The organism is Streptomyces sp. NPDC028635 (assembly GCF_040637635.1).
Classification (GTDB): domain Bacteria; phylum Actinomycetota; class Actinomycetes; order Streptomycetales; family Streptomycetaceae; genus Streptomyces.
In genome coordinates, this window is sequence record NZ_JBEZWX010000018.1 from 1 (window position 1) to 15,596 (window position 15,596).

Consider the following 15,596-nt stretch of genomic DNA (forward strand, 5'->3'; position numbering starts at 1 on the left):
GGGGTGTCCGTCCTCGGTCCGGCCGGCCGTTTCCGACGAGGGGCGCCGTTGCCCGGTGCCGGCCGCTGCGGGCGGACACCCCCCACCCCGTCCCCTTCCCGCCGTACGCGACTGCGGCCCGTCGCCGCGTCCGGGTCCGGTGCGGGGCGCGCGGCGGGCGGGGCGTTCAGGCGGTCGGTCACCGTAGACACCTAGGGGCGCGGGGAACTGCGCGACCAGCCGCAACGCACTCGCAGCCGAAAACGCACCCTGCGCCGCAAAGGCACTCGCGCCGCCGGGGCGGGCCGGGACGCCGGGTCCCGCACCCCACTCCCGGGCGCCCCGATTCCCAGACGCGCCGCACGGCAATTGGCACTCCGCTTGACCGAGTGCTAATCCCGGTCATAGTCTCGGCTCTGGCACTCGGCAGATGAGAGTGCCAACACAGCGACGGGCAGGTCCGGCACCCGCGACGACGGATCGACCTGGTCGCCACCTCAGACAGTTAACCCCGTGAGATCTCCGAAGGGGGAGGTCGGATCGTGACGACCGCCAGCTCCAAGGTTGCCATCAAGCCGCTCGAGGACCGCATCGTGGTCCAGCCGCTCGACGCCGAGCAGACCACGGCCTCCGGCCTGGTCATCCCGGACACCGCCAAGGAGAAGCCCCAGGAGGGCGTTGTCCTGGCCGTGGGCCCGGGTCGCTTCGAGGACGGCAACCGTCTGCCGCTCGACGTGAAGGTCGGCGACGTGGTGCTCTACAGCAAGTACGGCGGCACCGAGGTGAAGTACAACAACGAGGAGTACCTCGTTCTCTCGGCCCGCGACGTGCTCGCGATCATCGAGAAGTAAGCACACTTCACCCGAAGCTCTGCTTTTCAGCTGCGCCCCTGGCCCCTGCGACCGATAACGAAGCCGGGCGCCGGGGCGCAGTCGTTTTACCCACGAGATTTCCGAGAGGGCTCCCGCTGCCATGGCGAAGATCCTGAAGTTCGACGAGGACGCCCGTCGCGCCCTCGAGCGCGGCGTCAACAAGCTTGCCGACACCGTCAAGGTGACGATCGGCCCCAAGGGCCGCAACGTCGTCATCGACAAGAAGTTCGGCGCCCCGACCATCACCAACGACGGCGTGACCATCGCCCGCGAGGTCGAGGTCGAGGACCCGTACGAGAACCTCGGCGCCCAGCTGGTCAAGGAGGTGGCGACCAAGACCAACGACATCGCGGGTGACGGTACGACCACCGCGACCGTGCTGGCCCAGGCGCTCGTCCGCGAGGGTCTGAAGAACGTCGCCGCGGGCGCCTCCCCGGCCGCCCTGAAGAAGGGCATCGACGCCGCGGTCAAGGCCGTGTCCGAGGAGCTCCTCGCGACCGCCCGCCCGATCGACGAGAAGTCCGACATCGCCGCCGTCGCCGGTCTGTCCGCCCAGGACAGCCAGGTCGGCGAGCTCATCGCCGAGGCGATGGACAAGGTCGGCAAGGACGGTGTCATCACCGTCGAGGAGTCCAACACCTTCGGTCTGGAGCTCGACTTCACCGAGGGCATGGCCTTCGACAAGGGCTACCTGTCCCCGTACTTCGTGACCGACCAGGAGCGTATGGAGGCCGTCCTCGACGACCCGTACATCCTGATCACGCAGGGCAAGATCGGTGCCATCGCCGACCTGCTGCCGCTGCTGGAGAAGGTCATCCAGGCCGGCTCCTCCAAGCCGCTGCTGATCATCGCCGAGGACGTCGAGGGCGAGGCCCTGTCGACCCTGGTCGTCAACAAGATCCGCGGCACCTTCAACGCCGTCGCGGTGAAGGCCCCCGGCTTCGGCGACCGCCGCAAGGCGATGCTGCAGGACATGGCCGTCCTGACCGGCGCCACCGTCATCTCCGAGGAGGTCGGCCTCAAGCTCGACCAGGTCGGTCTCGACGTCCTCGGCACCGCCCGCCGTGTCACCGTCACCAAGGACGACACCACGATCGTCGAGGGTGCCGGCAACTCCGCGGACGTCCAGGGCCGCGTCGCGCAGATCAAGGCCGAGATCGAGAACACCGACTCCGACTGGGACCGCGAGAAGCTCCAGGAGCGCCTCGCGAAGCTGGCCGGCGGCGTGTGCGTGATCAAGGTCGGCGCCGCCACCGAGGTGGAGCTGAAGGAGAAGAAGCACCGTCTGGAGGACGCCATCTCCGCGACCCGCGCCGCGGTCGAGGAGGGCATCGTCTCCGGTGGTGGCTCCGCGCTGGTCCACGCCGTCAAGGTCCTCGAGGGCAACCTCGGCAAGACCGGCGACGAGGCCACCGGTGTCTCCGTGGTCCGCAAGGCCGCCGTCGAGCCGCTGCGCTGGATCGCCGAGAACGCCGGCCTCGAGGGCTACGTCATCACCTCCAAGGTCGCCGAGCTCGACAAGGGCCAGGGCTTCAACGCCGCGACCGGCGAGTACGGCGACCTGGTGAAGGCCGGCGTCATCGACCCGGTCAAGGTCACCCGCTCCGCCCTGGAGAACGCCGCCTCCATCGCCTCCCTGCTGCTCACGACCGAGACCCTGGTCGTCGAGAAGAAGGAAGAGGAAGAGGCCGCCGCGGGCCACGGCCACGGCCACGGTCACGCCCACTGACGCACGTCAGCGCCGAGGCCCGGTACCCCCTGGGGGTGCCGGGCCTTTCGCATGGCTACCGCTCCAGTGGCTCCAGTGCGCCCAGCTGCTGCATCAGACCCAGCTGGTCGTGCTGCCACCACAGCTCGGCGATCTTGCCGTCGCCGCCCAGGCGGAACCACGTGGTCCCGGTCATGGTGACCTGCCTGCCCGTGGGGCCGATCCCGAGGAAGTCACCGGTGTGCGTGGCGTTCCAGGTCCAGCGCGCGCAGACCCGGTCCTCGTGGGCGAGGACGTCCTCGACCGTGAAGGAGAAGTCGAACGCCGCGCGCCACATCCGGAACTCGCTGCGCATGGAGTCCAGCCCGAGGGTGTCCTGCGGATTGATCGGGTCGTGGCTGTGGATGTCCTCGTCCAGCAGGTCGTTGAGCGGCGGCAGGTCGCCCGCCGTCCCCAGCGTGGTGAAGAAGCGCCGCACGGTCTCCTCGGACAACTGGTCGTCGCGCACCACGTCCAGGTCGGTGAACGACGGCATCTCGTCGCACAGGGCGACCATGTCCTGGAAGATCTTGTCCGTCTCGGGCATGTTGGAGTTCCGCATCGCCTCCTCGTACGAGGGGAACTCCACGATCTCGATGAAGTGCGACGCGTCCGAGCGGTCCTTGCCGACGACCGCGTGCGTCGCCGTCCGCTTCCCCTTGGTCTGTTCGACCCACGTGTCCATCAGCCGGTCCATCTCGTCGAACCGGCTGGTCTTGCAGTCGATGAGCTGTACGAAGGTCATGGCGCCAACTCCCGTGCCCCGGTGGGTCCGGTCCCGTACGGCACCATTGTCCGCCGGACCCGCACGGCCTGCCTTTCGTGACGCCCCCGGGCGTGCGCGGCGCTACTGCGGCCCGTACTTCCGCCCCGTCCGTGAGCTGAGCCCGCCCAGCAGCCCCCTCGGGACGAGCTTCGCCGCGCCCAGCAGGGCCTTGTAGCGGGGGTCCGGGATGGACAGGGTGCGGCCACGGGCCAGGTCGGCGAGGGCCGCCGCGACGACCTTGTCGGCGTCCAGCCACATCCAGTTCGGGATGTTGTCCGTGCCCATCCCGGCCCGCTGGTGGAACTCCGTGCGGACGAAGCCCGGGCACAGCGCCATCAGCCGTACGCCGCTGCCCGCCAGGTCACGCGCCGCGCCCTGGGAGAACTGCACGACCCACGCCTTGGACGCCCCGTACGTCCCGCGCGGCACGAAGGCGGCGACCGACGCGACATTGACGACCCCGCCCCGGCCGCGCTCGCGCATCGCCTCCGTCGCCGCCGACGTCAGCCGCAGCACCGCCTCGCAGTGCACCTTCAGCATCCTCAGCTCGTCGGCCATCGGGACCTCGAGGTAGCGGCCCTTGTTGCCGAAGCCGGCGTTGTTGATCAGCAGGTCGACGGGGTTGCGCCGGTCACCGAGGCGGGCGGCGACCGCCTCGATGCCGTCGTCCGCGGCCAGGTCGGCGGTCAGCACCTCCGCCTCGATGCCGTGCCGGTCGTGCAGCTCGGTCGCCTGCTCGCGCAGCCGCTTGGTGTCCCGGGCCACCAGCACCAGGTTGTGCCCGTCAGCCGCCAGCCGCCGCGCGAACGCGGCACCGATGCCCGCGGTCGATCCCGTAATCAGAGCCGTTGTCATGCGCCAAGACTAGTTACCCGGACTGACAGACTCCGCGCCGCGCGCCCCCGGCCTGACATGAGGTCAGCGGCCCTGCTGCCCGACGTACTTGCGCGCCGCCGCCAGCGAGTCCGGGTGCAGCGCCGCGCCGGCCGCGAGCAGCCGCGGCAGCAGCGCGCGCTCGGTGGTGACGGCCCGGAACTGCATGGCCACGGTCACCTCGTGCTCCGGCCGGTGCACGACCTCGATCGCGTCGCCCGCGCGGATCTCCCCGGGCTCGATCACCCGCAGATACGCCCCCGGCGCGCCCCGGTGCGTGAACCGGCGCACCCAGCCCTTCTCACCCAGGTGCTCCTGGAAGGTACGGCAGGGGATGCGCCCGCTGGTCACCTCGAGCACCACGTCCGGGCCGATCCGCCAGCGCTCGCCGATCAGCGCGCCGCTCACGTCCACGCCCCGGGTCGTGAGGTTCTCGCCGAACGTGCCGTTCCCCAGCTCGCGCCCCAGCTCGCGCTCCCAGTCGTCCAGGTCCTCGCGGGCGAAGGCGTACACCGCCTGGTCGTCGCCGCCGTGGTGGCGGGTGTCGCACACCGCGTCCCCGGCCAGCCCGCTCGCGCCGGTCCCCCTCGGCCCCGGCGCCGTCACCTTGACCGGCCCGTCCACCGGGCGCTTGTCGATGCCGGTCAGCCCGTCCGGCTGGTCGGTGAAGGGGACGGCGCGGGCCCGGCCCACATTGAGAGACAGAAGCTTCATGGGGGCACGGTAGCGAGCGGGCCTCAAAGTGTCGACGCGATATTTCGCACGGAATCCAAGCTTCCCTTATGCTCGAGGGGTGATCGAGGCTCGTCATCTCCGTGTCCTGCGCGCCGTGGCCACCACCGGCTCCTTCTCCGCCGCGGCCCGCGAGCTGGGCTGCACCCAGCCCGCCGTGAGCCAGCAGATGAAGGCCCTGGAGGGCTCCGTCGGCACGCCGCTGCTGGTGCGCACCGGACGCGAGATGCGGCTGACCCAGGCCGGCGAGGCCCTGGTGCGGCACGCGACCGGCATCCTTGCCGGGCTGACCGCCGCGGAGGAGGAGGTCGCCGCCATCGCCGGGCTGCGCGCCGGCCGGGTCCGTCTCGTCTCCTTCCCCAGCGGCAGCTCCACCCTCGTCCCCACCGCCCTGGCCGCCCTGCGCGCCGCCCACCCCGGCACCCGGGTCTCCCTGGAGGAGGCCGAACCGCCCCGGTCCGTGGAGCTGCTGCGCGAGGGCGACTGCGACATCGCGCTCGCCTTCCGCTACGAGGGCGCGGCGGGCGCCGAGGAGTGGGACGACCTCGTCGTACGGCCGCTGCTGACGGATCGCCTCGTCGCCCTGCTGCCGGAACGGCACCCGCTCGCGGCGCGGGCGGAGCCCCTGGCCATCGGCGCGCTGGCCGACGAACCGTGGATCGCGGGCTGCCCGCGCTGCCGGGGCCAGCTGGTCGAGGTCTGCGAGGGCGCGGGCTTCACGCCCCGCATCGACTTCGCCACCGACGACTACCCCGCGGTGGTCGGCCTGGTCGGCGCCGGCCTGGGCGTCGCCGTCCTGCCCCAGCTCGCCGTGGAGTCCGTCCGCCCCCGTGGCGTACGCATGTTGACGCTTGAACCGTCGGTGCGGCGGGAGATCGTCGCCCTCACGCTGCCGGACCTGTCCCAGGTGCCGGCGGTCGCGGCGACGCTGGAGCAGCTGGCCGGTACCGCGCGACGGTAGGGCGGCCCCGCAAAGTGAAGGGCACGCGTGCGCGTGCCCTGGTGGTGATGCAGAAACGTTCCTTCAGGTGTTCGAACCGGCATTCCCGCCGGCCGACGCCGTCACCAGGCGGTTGCGTGCCCGCCCCATGAGCTCTTCGCGCTCGTCCTCGGTCAACCCGCCCCACACGCCGTACGGTTCGCGTACCGCCAGAGCGTGTGCCGCGCACTGGGCGCGGACCGGGCACCTCATGCAAACCTCTTTGGCCGAGTTCTCGCGAGCACTCCGCGCCGCACCGCGCTCACCCTCCGGATGGAAGAAGAGGGAGCTGTCCACACCGCGGCAAGCAGCCAGCAGCTGCCAGTCCCACAGGTCCGCGTTCGGTCCGGGAAGGCGGGAGAAATCTGCCATTACGTGACCCCTTGCAGCCGTTCTGAGTGGATACGGTGCCCACGACCGTACAACTACGATCTAAGGAGATGAAAATATGACTCATTGCGAATCTAGCCTCAGACACCAGCGCATGGGAAGAAATGGGGCCAAATGGGGCATGGTTGTGATGAAAGCTTGAGGGTTGGCCCCGTGTGTCTCCACTGTGTTCGCCCCCTCACGTAGAGTGCCGAAGACGGCAGATGGCCCCGTAACTCTTTCGAGTGACCGTCGTTGAGAGTGCGGAGGCGGTTGAAAACACAAGGGCTCGGGCAGGCGTCCGAGACGGTCGACCGCACAGGTGACGATTTCGTACCAGCCTGGAGGCACAAGGTGACGCGCATCAGCTGCGGAGGGCGGCCATGACTTCCGTCCTCGTCTGCGACGACTCCCCGCTTGCCCGAGAGGCGCTCCGCCGCGCGGTCGCGACCGTGCCCGGCGTCGAGCGTGTGACGACGGCGGCCAACGGCGAGGAAGTCCTCCGCCGCTGGGGCGCCGACCGCTCGGACCTCATTCTGATGGACGTCCGCATGCCCGGCCTGGGCGGTGTCGAGACCGTCCGCCGGCTGCTGTCGGCCGACCCCGGGGCGCGCATCATCATGCTGACCGTCGCCGAGGACCTCGACGGCGTGGCCCTCGCGGTCGCCGCCGGCGCCCGCGGCTATCTGCACAAGGACGCCTCGCGCGCCGAGCTGCGCGCCACGGTGACGCAGGCGCTGGCCGACCCGACCTGGCGGCTGGCGCCGCGCCGACTGCGCTCGGCGGAGATGGGCGCCGCGCCCACCCTCACCGCACGCGAGATCCAGGTGCTGGAGGGCATGAGCCACGGCCGCTCCAACGCCGAGATCGGCCGCGAGCTGTTCCTCTCCGAGGACACCGTCAAGACCCACGCCCGGCGTCTGTTCAAGAAGCTCGGCGCCTCCGACCGCGCGCACGCGGTGGCGCTCGGCTTCCGCTGGGGCCTGGTCCGCTAGGACCTGTCCGCCGCACCGGGTCGGCGAAGGGCGACGGTGCCTTGTCCACATGCGCGAACGGGGTGGCACACGACGCCCACCCGCGGAACGCCCGCACGCGCGGCGAGCGCGAGCGGCACCGCGCGCGCCGTCGGGGATGCCCGGCAGGTGGTCCGTGCCGTGCGCGGCGCCGGGGAGCCCTGGCCAGGACCTGCGACATGCCGGGCGCCCGCACGCCGGCCGCCGCGCCCCGTCCGGCGCGGGGCGGCGTCCGGCTCCGGGCACGTGGAGTTCCGCACGACGGGCCGCCCCGGCCGCAGGGCTCCCGGCCCGGTGCATCCTGCGGCGCCGCATCGCACCGGCGCCGTGTCCCGACCCCCGGCTCGCGCCCGGCGCGGCCGGGTGATTCCCGCGGCGCCGGACGCTGCCGTATCCGGGACGCGCGCCGGTACGGCGTACCGCGCGGGGTGGGCGGAGTTCCCCGCGGCGCCCGCCCGTGCCGTGCCGCGACCCTGCGGCCCCAGGACGTGACGCATCTCCTTCCCGCCACCGCCGCAACCGTGCCCCGCGCTGCCGGAGGGCCGCCGCCCCGGGTGTCCGGACTGCGGCCGCCGTCCCGGGCCGGCGGGGCCGATCCGGCTCGGTGTCCCAGGTGGGAGGCTCCCGGGACGGGCCCCGGCCGGGCGCCGTCGGCCGGGCGGCCGGGCGCGGTGGAGGTGCGCCCCCGCACGCACGCGTACCGGCGTTCGCCGCCCCGCGCGAGAGTCCTCGCGGACGCCCGCTGCTCGTTTCGGCGCCGATGCCGCATCCTTGAGGTGTGGAGTTCCTCGGGGACGAGTCGGTCGAGCGGAAGGGGAGGGCGCAGGGGATGAGTTCCGGCGCACCTGCTCATAACGCTTCGGTGCACAACGCCGAGCGCGGTGCCACGGACGTCAGCGCCGCAGGGCACCATGGACCGATGCGTGACGACGAGGCGGCCACTCCTGCCCAGGGGGCGATCGGGCCGCTCGTGCACCGCGCGGTGGACGGCGATGAACAGGCCACGCACGATCTGCTCGCCCATGTCCACCCCCTGGCGCTGCGCTACTGCCGTACGAGGCTGTCGCGGCTGCCCGGCGACGCCCGGCACTTCGTCGAGGACCTCGCCCAGGAGGTCTGCGTCGCCGTGCTGCTCGCGCTGCCGCGCTACAAGGACACCGGCCGGCCCTTCGAGGCGTTCGTCTTCGCTATCGCCGCCCACAAGGTCGCCGACCTGCAGCGGGCGGCGATGCGGCATCCGGGCTCGACGGCCGTGCCGTCCGACGAGATGCCCGAGCGGCCCGACGACTCCCTCGGCCCCGAGGAGCGCGCCCTGCTCAGCAGCGACGCCGAGTGGGCGAAGAAACTGCTGGCCAACCTCCCGGAGAACCAGCGCGAGCTGCTGCTGCTGCGCATCGCGGTGGGGCTCACCGCCGAGGAGACCGGCCAGATGTTGGGAATGTCACCCGGCGCGGTCCGGGTGGCGCAGCACCGTGCGCTGAGCCGGCTGCGGGCGCTCGCCGAGCAGTAACTGCGCCTGGGCCCGGCCGGATCGGCGCCTTGATTGAACAGGCGACCACTGATCTCCGTACGAACATACGAAGCCTGAAGCGGTCCACAACCGTGGAATGAGACGGGTCCATCTCCCGTTAGCATGGACATCCGCACCGATCAAGGCCATTTGGGGAAGGTGTCATGACTGCAAACGTCGACGGAGTGCCCGGTAAATTCGCGACACTCGGGCTGACCTACGACGACGTGCTGCTGCTGCCGGGTGCATCCGAGGTGCTCCCCAACGCGGTCGACACCTCGTCCCGTATCTCCCGCAACGTCCGGGTCAACATCCCGCTGCTCTCGGCGGCGATGGACAAGGTGACCGAGTCCCGCATGGCGATCGCGATGGCGCGGCTGGGCGGCGTCGGCGTCCTGCACCGCAACCTCTCGGTCGAGGACCAGGTCAACCAGGTCGACCTGGTGAAGCGCTCCGAGTCCGGCATGGTGGCCAACCCCATCACCATCCACCCGGACGCCACGCTCGCCGAGGCCGACGCGCTGTGCGCCAAGTTCCGCATCAGCGGTGTCCCCGTCACGGACGGCAACCGCAAGCTGCTCGGCATCGTCACCAACCGCGACATGGCCTTCGAGAGCGACCGCAGCCGCCAGGTCCGCGAGGTCATGACCCCGATGCCGCTGGTCACCGGCAAGGTGGGCATCTCCGGCGTCGAGGCCATGGAGCTGCTGCGCAAGCACAAGATCGAGAAGCTTCCGCTGGTCGACGACGACGGTGTCCTCAAGGGCCTGATCACCGTCAAGGACTTCGTCAAGGCCGAGAAGTACCCGAACGCCGCCAAGGACGCCGCCGGCCGCCTGCTCGTCGGTGCCGCCGTGGGCGCCAGCCCCGAGGCGCTGGAACGCGCCCAGGCGCTCGCAGCGGCCGGTGTGGACTTCCTGGTCGTCGACACCTCCCACGGCCACAACAGCAACGCGCTGAGCTGGATGGCGAAGATCAAGTCCAGCGTGAACGTGGACGTGATCGGCGGCAACGTCGCCACCCGCGACGGCGCGCAGGCGCTGATCGACGCCGGTGTCGACGGCATCAAGGTCGGTGTGGGCCCTGGCTCCATCTGCACCACCCGCGTGGTCGCCGGCATCGGCGTCCCCCAGGTCACCGCGATCTACGAGGCCTCCCTCGCGGCTCGCCCGGCCGGTGTCCCGCTGATCGGCGACGGCGGTCTGCAGTACTCCGGCGACATCGGCAAGGCGCTGGCCGCCGGCGCCGACACCGTCATGCTCGGCAGCCTCCTCGCCGGCTGTGAGGAGTCGCCCGGCGAGCTGCTGTTCATCAACGGCAAGCAGTTCAAGTCGTACCGCGGCATGGGCTCGCTGGGCGCCATGCAGTCCCGCGGCCAGGCCAAGTCGTACTCCAAGGACCGCTACTTCCAGGCCGACGTCGGCTCCGACGACAAGCTCGTGCCCGAGGGCGTCGAGGGCCAGGTGCCCTACCGGGGTCCGCTGGCCAACGTGCTGCACCAGCTGGTCGGTGGTCTGCGCCAGACCATGGGCTACGTGGGCGCCGCCACCATCGAGGAGATGGAGTCCAAGGGCCGCTTCGTCCGGATCACGTCCGCGGGCCTGAAGGAGAGCCACCCGCACGACATCCAGATGACGGTCGAGGCGCCGAACTACAGCAGCAAGTGACGCCCGCCCTTGGGTGAAGGTCCGCGCGACGGCGGCCCCGGGACATCCGGGGCCGCCGTTGTCGTACCCGTCGGGGATACTGGAAGGCGCTGCAACGCATCAGGGAAAGGCCACCAACGTGACTGAGATCGAGATCGGGCGCGGCAAGCGCGGCCGCCGGGCGTACGCCTTCGACGACATCGCCGTCGTCCCCAGCCGCCGTACGCGGGACCCGAAGGAGGTCTCGATCGCCTGGCAGATCGACGCCTACCGCTTCGAGCTGCCCTTCCTGGCCGCCCCCATGGACTCCGTCGTCTCCCCGGCGACCGCGATCCGCATCGGCGAGCTGGGCGGCCTCGGCGTGCTCAACCTCGAGGGCCTGTGGACGCGGTACGAGGACCCGCTGCCGCTGCTCGACGAGATCGCCGAGCTGCCGGCCGAGGCCGCGACCCGCCGCCTGCAGGAGGTCTACGCCGCGCCGATCAAGGAGGAGCTGATCGGGCAGCGCATCAAGGAGGTGCGCGACTCGGGCGTGGTCACCGCCGCCGCGCTGTCCCCGCAGCGCACCGCCCAGTTCTCCAAGGCCGTCGTCGACGCGGGCGTGGACATCTTCGTCATCCGCGGTACGACGGTCTCGGCCGAGCACGTGTCGTCCGCGCACGAGCCGCTGAACCTCAAGCAGTTCATCTACGAGCTGGACGTCCCGGTGATCGTCGGTGGCTGCGCCACGTACACCGCCGCGCTGCACCTGATGCGCACCGGCGCGGCGGGCGTCCTCGTCGGCTTCGGTGGCGGCGCCGCGCACACCACGCGCAACGTCCTGGGCATCCAGGTCCCGATGGCCACCGCGGTCGCCGACGTGGCCGCGGCCCGCCGCGACTACATGGACGAGTCCGGCGGCCGGTACGTGCACGTGATCGCCGACGGCGGCGTCGGCTGGTCCGGCGACCTGCCCAAGGCGATCGCCTGCGGCGCCGACGCGGTGATGATGGGCTCCCCGCTGGCCCGTGGCACGGACGCGCCGGGCAAGGGCCACCACTGGGGCATGGAGGCCGTCAACGAGGAGCTGCCGCGCGGCCAGAAGGTCGACCTCGGCACGGTCGGCACGATCGAGGAGATCCTCACGGGCCCGTCCCACACGCCGGACGGCTCGATGAACTTCTTCGGCGCCCTGCGCCGCGCGATGGCGACCACCGGCTACAGCGAGCTGAAGGAGTTCCAGCGCGTCGAGGTGACGGTGGCGGACTCGCAGCACCGGCGCTAGCCGCCGCAGCGGACGGCTGAGAAGGGCCGGTCACCCCGGGAGGGGGTGACCGGCCCTTTCGCGTGCGTGTGTGTTGCGCCTGGTCAGGGGGCGCATGGCGCGGGAGAGGGCGCCCATGGGACGCCATCGCAAGCCCACTCGCTGGGATGAGATCCGGCTTCGGCTGGTGGAGTTCCGGAGGAGGTGGATCTTGCGACTCTTCGGATGGTGAGCGGCCGTCCCTTTGAGACCTCGGGGCGGACACTCGTGATCCATCAGGAGCCTGCCGCAGTGACCGCTGCGGCGGGCTCCACCCGCTCCCAAGGTACCGGCGCCCCATCCCCCGCGCCACCAGCCCGGGGACCTCACGCCACCACGCGCCCCCTGTCACAACCGATGCGCCGCCCCCGTGGGCGTGGCTCCCCGCGTGTCGAGCAGCAGCTGCGCCTTCACCGACAGTCCTTGCAGGTCGTACGTCCGGTGCTGCTGGAGCAGGATCGTCAGGTCGGCGTCGGCGGCGGCCTCGTAGAGGGAGTCGGCGCGGGGGACCGGGCGGTCCAGGACGTTCCAGGACGGGACGAGCGGGTCGTGGTAGCTGACGGCCGCGCCGAGCTTCATCAGGGCCGTCGCGATCTCCTCCGCGGGCGTGCCCTGCTGGTCGGCGAGGTCGGGCTTGTAGGTGACGCCGAGGAGCAGGACGCGGGCGCCGCGGGCGGACTTGCCGTGCTCGTTGAGCAGGGCGGCGGCGCGCTGGACGACGTAGCGGGGCATGCGGCTGTTGACCTGCTGGGCCAGTTCCACCATGCGCAGGCCGCGTCCGGCCTTCCCGCCCAGGTCCTGCGGGACGGAGTGGCCGCCGACGCCGGGTCCGGGACGGAAGGTCTGGAAGCCGAAGGGCTTGCTCTCCGCGCAGCGGATGACGTCCCACAGGTCCACGCCCAGCTCGTGGCACAGGACGGCCATCTCGTTGACAAGGGCCATGTTGACGTGCCGGTAGTTGGTCTCCAGGACCTGCACGGTCTCGGCCTCCCTGAGGCCACGCGCGCGTACCACCTTGTCGGTGAGCCGGCTGTAGAAGGCCGCGGCCGACTCGGTGCAGGCGGGTGTGAGGCCGCCGATGACCTTGGGTGTGTTGGCCGGCGTGTGGTCGCGGCTGCCGGGATCCACCCGACTGGGTGAGTAGGCGAGGTGGAAGTCGCGGCCCGCCCGCAGGCCCGAACCCTGTTCCAGCAGCGGGCGCAGGAAGTTCTCGGTCGTGCCGGGCGGCACCGGGGACTCGAGGATCACGGTGGTGTGCGGGCGCAGCCGCTCGGCCAGGGTGCGCGCGGCCGTCTCGACCTGGCCGAGGTCCGGCTCGCCGTCGGCGCCGCGCGGGGTGGGGGCGCAGATGACGGCGGTGCGGACGCGGCCCAGTTCGGCGGGGCCGGTCGGCTGCCGGAAGCCCCCCGAGAGCATCCGGCGCAGTTCGGCGGGGGTGAGGGAGGAGGCCTCCGGGCCGGTGCGGTAGCCGACGGTGGGGATACCGGCGGCGACGGCGGCCTGCGCCAGGGGCAGGCCGAGCGGGCCGAGTCCGATGACGGCAAGATCTGCGGGCATGGCGTGGGCCGTCCTTCCCAATAACCGAAGCGGGACAGGTGCGCAAGCCCGGTGGACAGAATGAGCGAGCGCAATGTCAGACTACGGGTAAATATGACCGATATGAGGGATTGTTCGTGTGCGTTTCCGTGGGCGTGGCCGGGCGTTGTCCACAGGCTGTGGCTCGCGTGGTGGCTGATGTCGGGCAAGACCGTCAGAATTTGGGCATGAGGGCCGGGACCGGACGTCGCGAGGCAGGCGGGTGTGCGACGACAGGACCCGGGAACCGGAACCGGGCTTCGCCCGACGGGTGCGGCCGACGCGGATGAGATGCGGGAGGCAGCGGTGAGGACAGCGACACTGGGGCCGGCGCAGCGTGCCGAGTCCCTCGCGGCTATGGCCGAGCGAGAACTGGACGTGCTGGTGATCGGCGCCGGAGTCGTCGGCGCGGGCACCGCCCTCGACGCCGTGACCCGCGGACTGTCCACGGGGCTGGTCGAGGCGCGCGACTGGGCCTCGGGCACCTCCAGCAGGTCCAGCAAGCTGATCCACGGCGGTCTGCGCTATCTGGAGATGCTCGACTTCGCACTCGTACGCGAGGCCCTGAAGGAGCGCGGCCTGCTGCTGGAGCGGCTCGCCCCGCACCTCGTGAAGCCGGTGCCGTTCCTCTACCCGCTCCAGCACAAGGGCTGGGAGCGGTGGTACGCCGGCTCCGGCGTCGCGCTCTACGACGGGATGTCCATGGCCCGCGGCCACGGGCGCGGCCTGCCCCTGCACCGGCACCTGACCCGCCGCCACGCACTGCGCGTGGCGCCCTGCCTGAAGAAGGACGCGCTGGTCGGCGCGTTGCAGTACTACGACGCCCAGATGGACGACGCCCGCTTCGTCGCCACCCTCGTGCGCACGGCGGCCTCCTACGGCGCGAAGGTGGCCAACCGGGCGCGCGTGACCGGGTTCCTGCGCGAGGGTGAGCGGGTCGTCGGGGCCCGGGTCAGGGACGTCGAGGGCGGCGGCGAGTACGAGGTCCGGGCCAAGCAGATCGTGAACGCCACCGGTGTGTGGACCGACGACACGCAGGCCATGGTGGGGGAGCGCGGCCAGTTCCACGTCCGCGCCTCCAAGGGCATCCACCTGGTCGTGCCGCGCGACCGCATCAGCTCCTCCACGGGGTTGATCCTGCGCACCGAGAAGTCCGTGCTGTTCGTCATCCCCTGGGGCCGGCACTGGATCGTCGGCACCACCGACACCGAGTGGAACCTGGACAAGGCCCACCCGGCGGCGTCCAGCGCCGACATCGACTACCTGCTGGAACACGTCAACTCCGTGCTCGCCGTGCCGCTCACCCGGGACGACGTCGAAGGGGTCTACGCGGGGCTGCGGCCCCTGCTGGCCGGGGAGTCCGACGCCACCAGCAAGCTGTCGCGCGAGCACACCGTGGCGCACCCGGCGCCAGGGCTCGTCGTCGTCGCGGGCGGCAAGTACACGACGTACCGGGTGATGGCCAAGGACGCCGTGGACGAGGCGGTGCACGGGCTCGACATGCGCGTCGCCGACTGCGTCACCGAGGAGGTCCCGCTGCTCGGCGCGGAGGGCTACCGCGCGCTGTGGAACGCGCGGGCGCGCATCGCGGCGCAGACCGGACTGCACGTGGTCCGGGTCGAGCACCTGCTGAACCGATACGGCTCGCTGGCCGAGGAGCTCCTCGACCTCATCGTCAAGGACCCCTCGCTCGGCGCACCTCTGCAGTTCGCCGACGACTACCTGCGCGCGGAGATCGTCTACGCCGCCTCGCACGAGGGGGCACGGCACCTGGACGACGTGCTCACCCGGCGTACCCGCATCTCCATCGAGACGTTCGACCGCGGCACCCGCAGTGCCCGCGAGGCAGCCGAACTGATGGCGCCGGTGCTCGGCTGGGACCAGGGCCAGATCGAGCGCGAGGTCGAGCACTACGAGAAGCGGGTGGAGGCCGAACGCGAGTCGCAGCTCCAGCCGGACGACCAGACGGCCGACGCGGCACGACTGGGGGCGCCGGACATCGTGCCGTTGTAGGCGCCATCGGGCCTTTGTCCGCGGCGGGCCTTCGTCCGCATGCTGCCTTCGTCCGCATGCTGCCGGTGTCCGTAGGGTGCCGGTGTTCGCGGGGTGCCGTGGCGGGCATCGTGCAGTGACGGGCACGGTGCAGTGACGGGCATGGTGCAGTGACGGCACGGCGCAATGACGGCACGGTGCAGTGACGGGCATTCAGCCGTCGCGGGCATCGGGCCGTGGTGGGTGGCGCCTCGCGCGCTG

13 protein-coding genes are annotated in these 15,596 nt (G+C 71.4%); 8 read left to right on the forward strand and 5 right to left on the reverse strand.

Translation table 11 applies throughout. The annotated features are described in order from the left end of the window. Nucleotides 1–521 precede the first annotated feature (521 nt). Nucleotides 522–830 carry a co-chaperone GroES gene (gene groES, locus AB0E88_RS20250; protein ID WP_009190181.1) on the forward strand — a complete coding sequence of 103 codons (309 nt, stop codon included), beginning with the start codon at nt 522–524 and terminating at the stop codon, nt 828–830. 121 nt (nt 831–951) lie between these two features. Further along, complete coding sequence (gene groL, locus AB0E88_RS20255) at nt 952–2,580, forward strand: chaperonin GroEL (protein WP_361632170.1); 1,629 nt, start codon at nt 952–954, stop codon at nt 2,578–2,580. 55 nt (nt 2,581–2,635) lie between these two features. Here the strand turns inward: groL and AB0E88_RS20260 are convergent, their stop codons facing one another. The 3 genes from AB0E88_RS20260 to AB0E88_RS20270 all read right to left on the reverse strand — a co-directional run bounded on the left by AB0E88_RS20260 (nt 2,636) and on the right by AB0E88_RS20270 (nt 4,951). Next, nucleotides 2,636–3,343, reverse strand: a complete 708-nt coding sequence (locus AB0E88_RS20260) for an ester cyclase (RefSeq protein ID WP_361632172.1) — start codon at nt 3,341–3,343, stop codon at nt 2,636–2,638. A gap of 102 nt (nt 3,344–3,445) precedes the next feature. Then, nucleotides 3,446–4,219, reverse strand: a complete 774-nt coding sequence (locus AB0E88_RS20265; protein WP_361632174.1) for an SDR family oxidoreductase — start codon at nt 4,217–4,219, stop codon at nt 3,446–3,448. Between the two features lie 63 nt (nt 4,220–4,282). Continuing rightward, nucleotides 4,283–4,951: an MOSC domain-containing protein gene (locus tag AB0E88_RS20270; protein WP_361632176.1), complete on the reverse strand. Its 669-nt coding sequence runs from the start codon at nt 4,949–4,951 to the stop codon at nt 4,283–4,285. Between the two features lie 79 nt (nt 4,952–5,030). On the opposite strand from AB0E88_RS20270, the gene AB0E88_RS20275 reads away from it, so the two are divergent. Further along, nucleotides 5,031–5,930 (forward strand): LysR family transcriptional regulator, encoded by a 900-nt coding sequence (locus tag AB0E88_RS20275; protein WP_361632178.1) that lies wholly within the window; start codon nt 5,031–5,033, stop codon nt 5,928–5,930. A gap of 63 nt (nt 5,931–5,993) precedes the next feature. Here the strand turns inward: AB0E88_RS20275 and AB0E88_RS20280 are convergent, their stop codons facing one another. After that, the gene (locus AB0E88_RS20280; protein ID WP_361632180.1) at nt 5,994–6,320 is read right to left on the reverse strand and encodes a WhiB family transcriptional regulator; all 327 of its coding nucleotides are present in this window, start codon (nt 6,318–6,320) and stop codon (nt 5,994–5,996) included. A 380-nt stretch (nt 6,321–6,700) separates the two neighbouring features. On the opposite strand from AB0E88_RS20280, the gene AB0E88_RS20285 reads away from it, so the two are divergent. From AB0E88_RS20285 to AB0E88_RS20300, 4 genes are all read left to right on the forward strand, one after another. Then, on the forward strand, nt 6,701–7,312 hold the full coding sequence (locus AB0E88_RS20285) for a response regulator transcription factor (RefSeq protein ID WP_003948568.1): 612 nt from the start codon (nt 6,701–6,703) through the stop codon (nt 7,310–7,312). A 937-nt stretch (nt 7,313–8,249) separates the two neighbouring features. Beyond that, complete coding sequence (locus AB0E88_RS20290) at nt 8,250–8,840, forward strand: sigma-70 family RNA polymerase sigma factor (protein WP_103781490.1); 591 nt, start codon at nt 8,250–8,252, stop codon at nt 8,838–8,840. Between the two features lie 164 nt (nt 8,841–9,004). Beyond that, nucleotides 9,005–10,507 (forward strand): IMP dehydrogenase, encoded by a 1,503-nt coding sequence (gene guaB, locus AB0E88_RS20295; protein WP_361632182.1) that lies wholly within the window; start codon nt 9,005–9,007, stop codon nt 10,505–10,507. Between the two features lie 118 nt (nt 10,508–10,625). After that, nucleotides 10,626–11,750: a GuaB3 family IMP dehydrogenase-related protein gene (locus tag AB0E88_RS20300; RefSeq protein WP_361632184.1), complete on the forward strand. Its 1,125-nt coding sequence runs from the start codon at nt 10,626–10,628 to the stop codon at nt 11,748–11,750. A gap of 366 nt (nt 11,751–12,116) precedes the next feature. Here the strand turns inward: AB0E88_RS20300 and AB0E88_RS20305 are convergent, their stop codons facing one another. Then, nucleotides 12,117–13,325 (reverse strand): nucleotide sugar dehydrogenase, encoded by a 1,209-nt coding sequence (locus tag AB0E88_RS20305; RefSeq protein ID WP_361632186.1) that lies wholly within the window; start codon nt 13,323–13,325, stop codon nt 12,117–12,119. Between the two features lie 324 nt (nt 13,326–13,649). On the opposite strand from AB0E88_RS20305, the gene AB0E88_RS20310 reads away from it, so the two are divergent. Further along, nucleotides 13,650–15,356 carry a glycerol-3-phosphate dehydrogenase/oxidase gene (locus tag AB0E88_RS20310; protein WP_361632188.1) on the forward strand — a complete coding sequence of 569 codons (1,707 nt, stop codon included), beginning with the start codon at nt 13,650–13,652 and terminating at the stop codon, nt 15,354–15,356. Nucleotides 15,357–15,596: the final 240 nt, after the last annotated feature.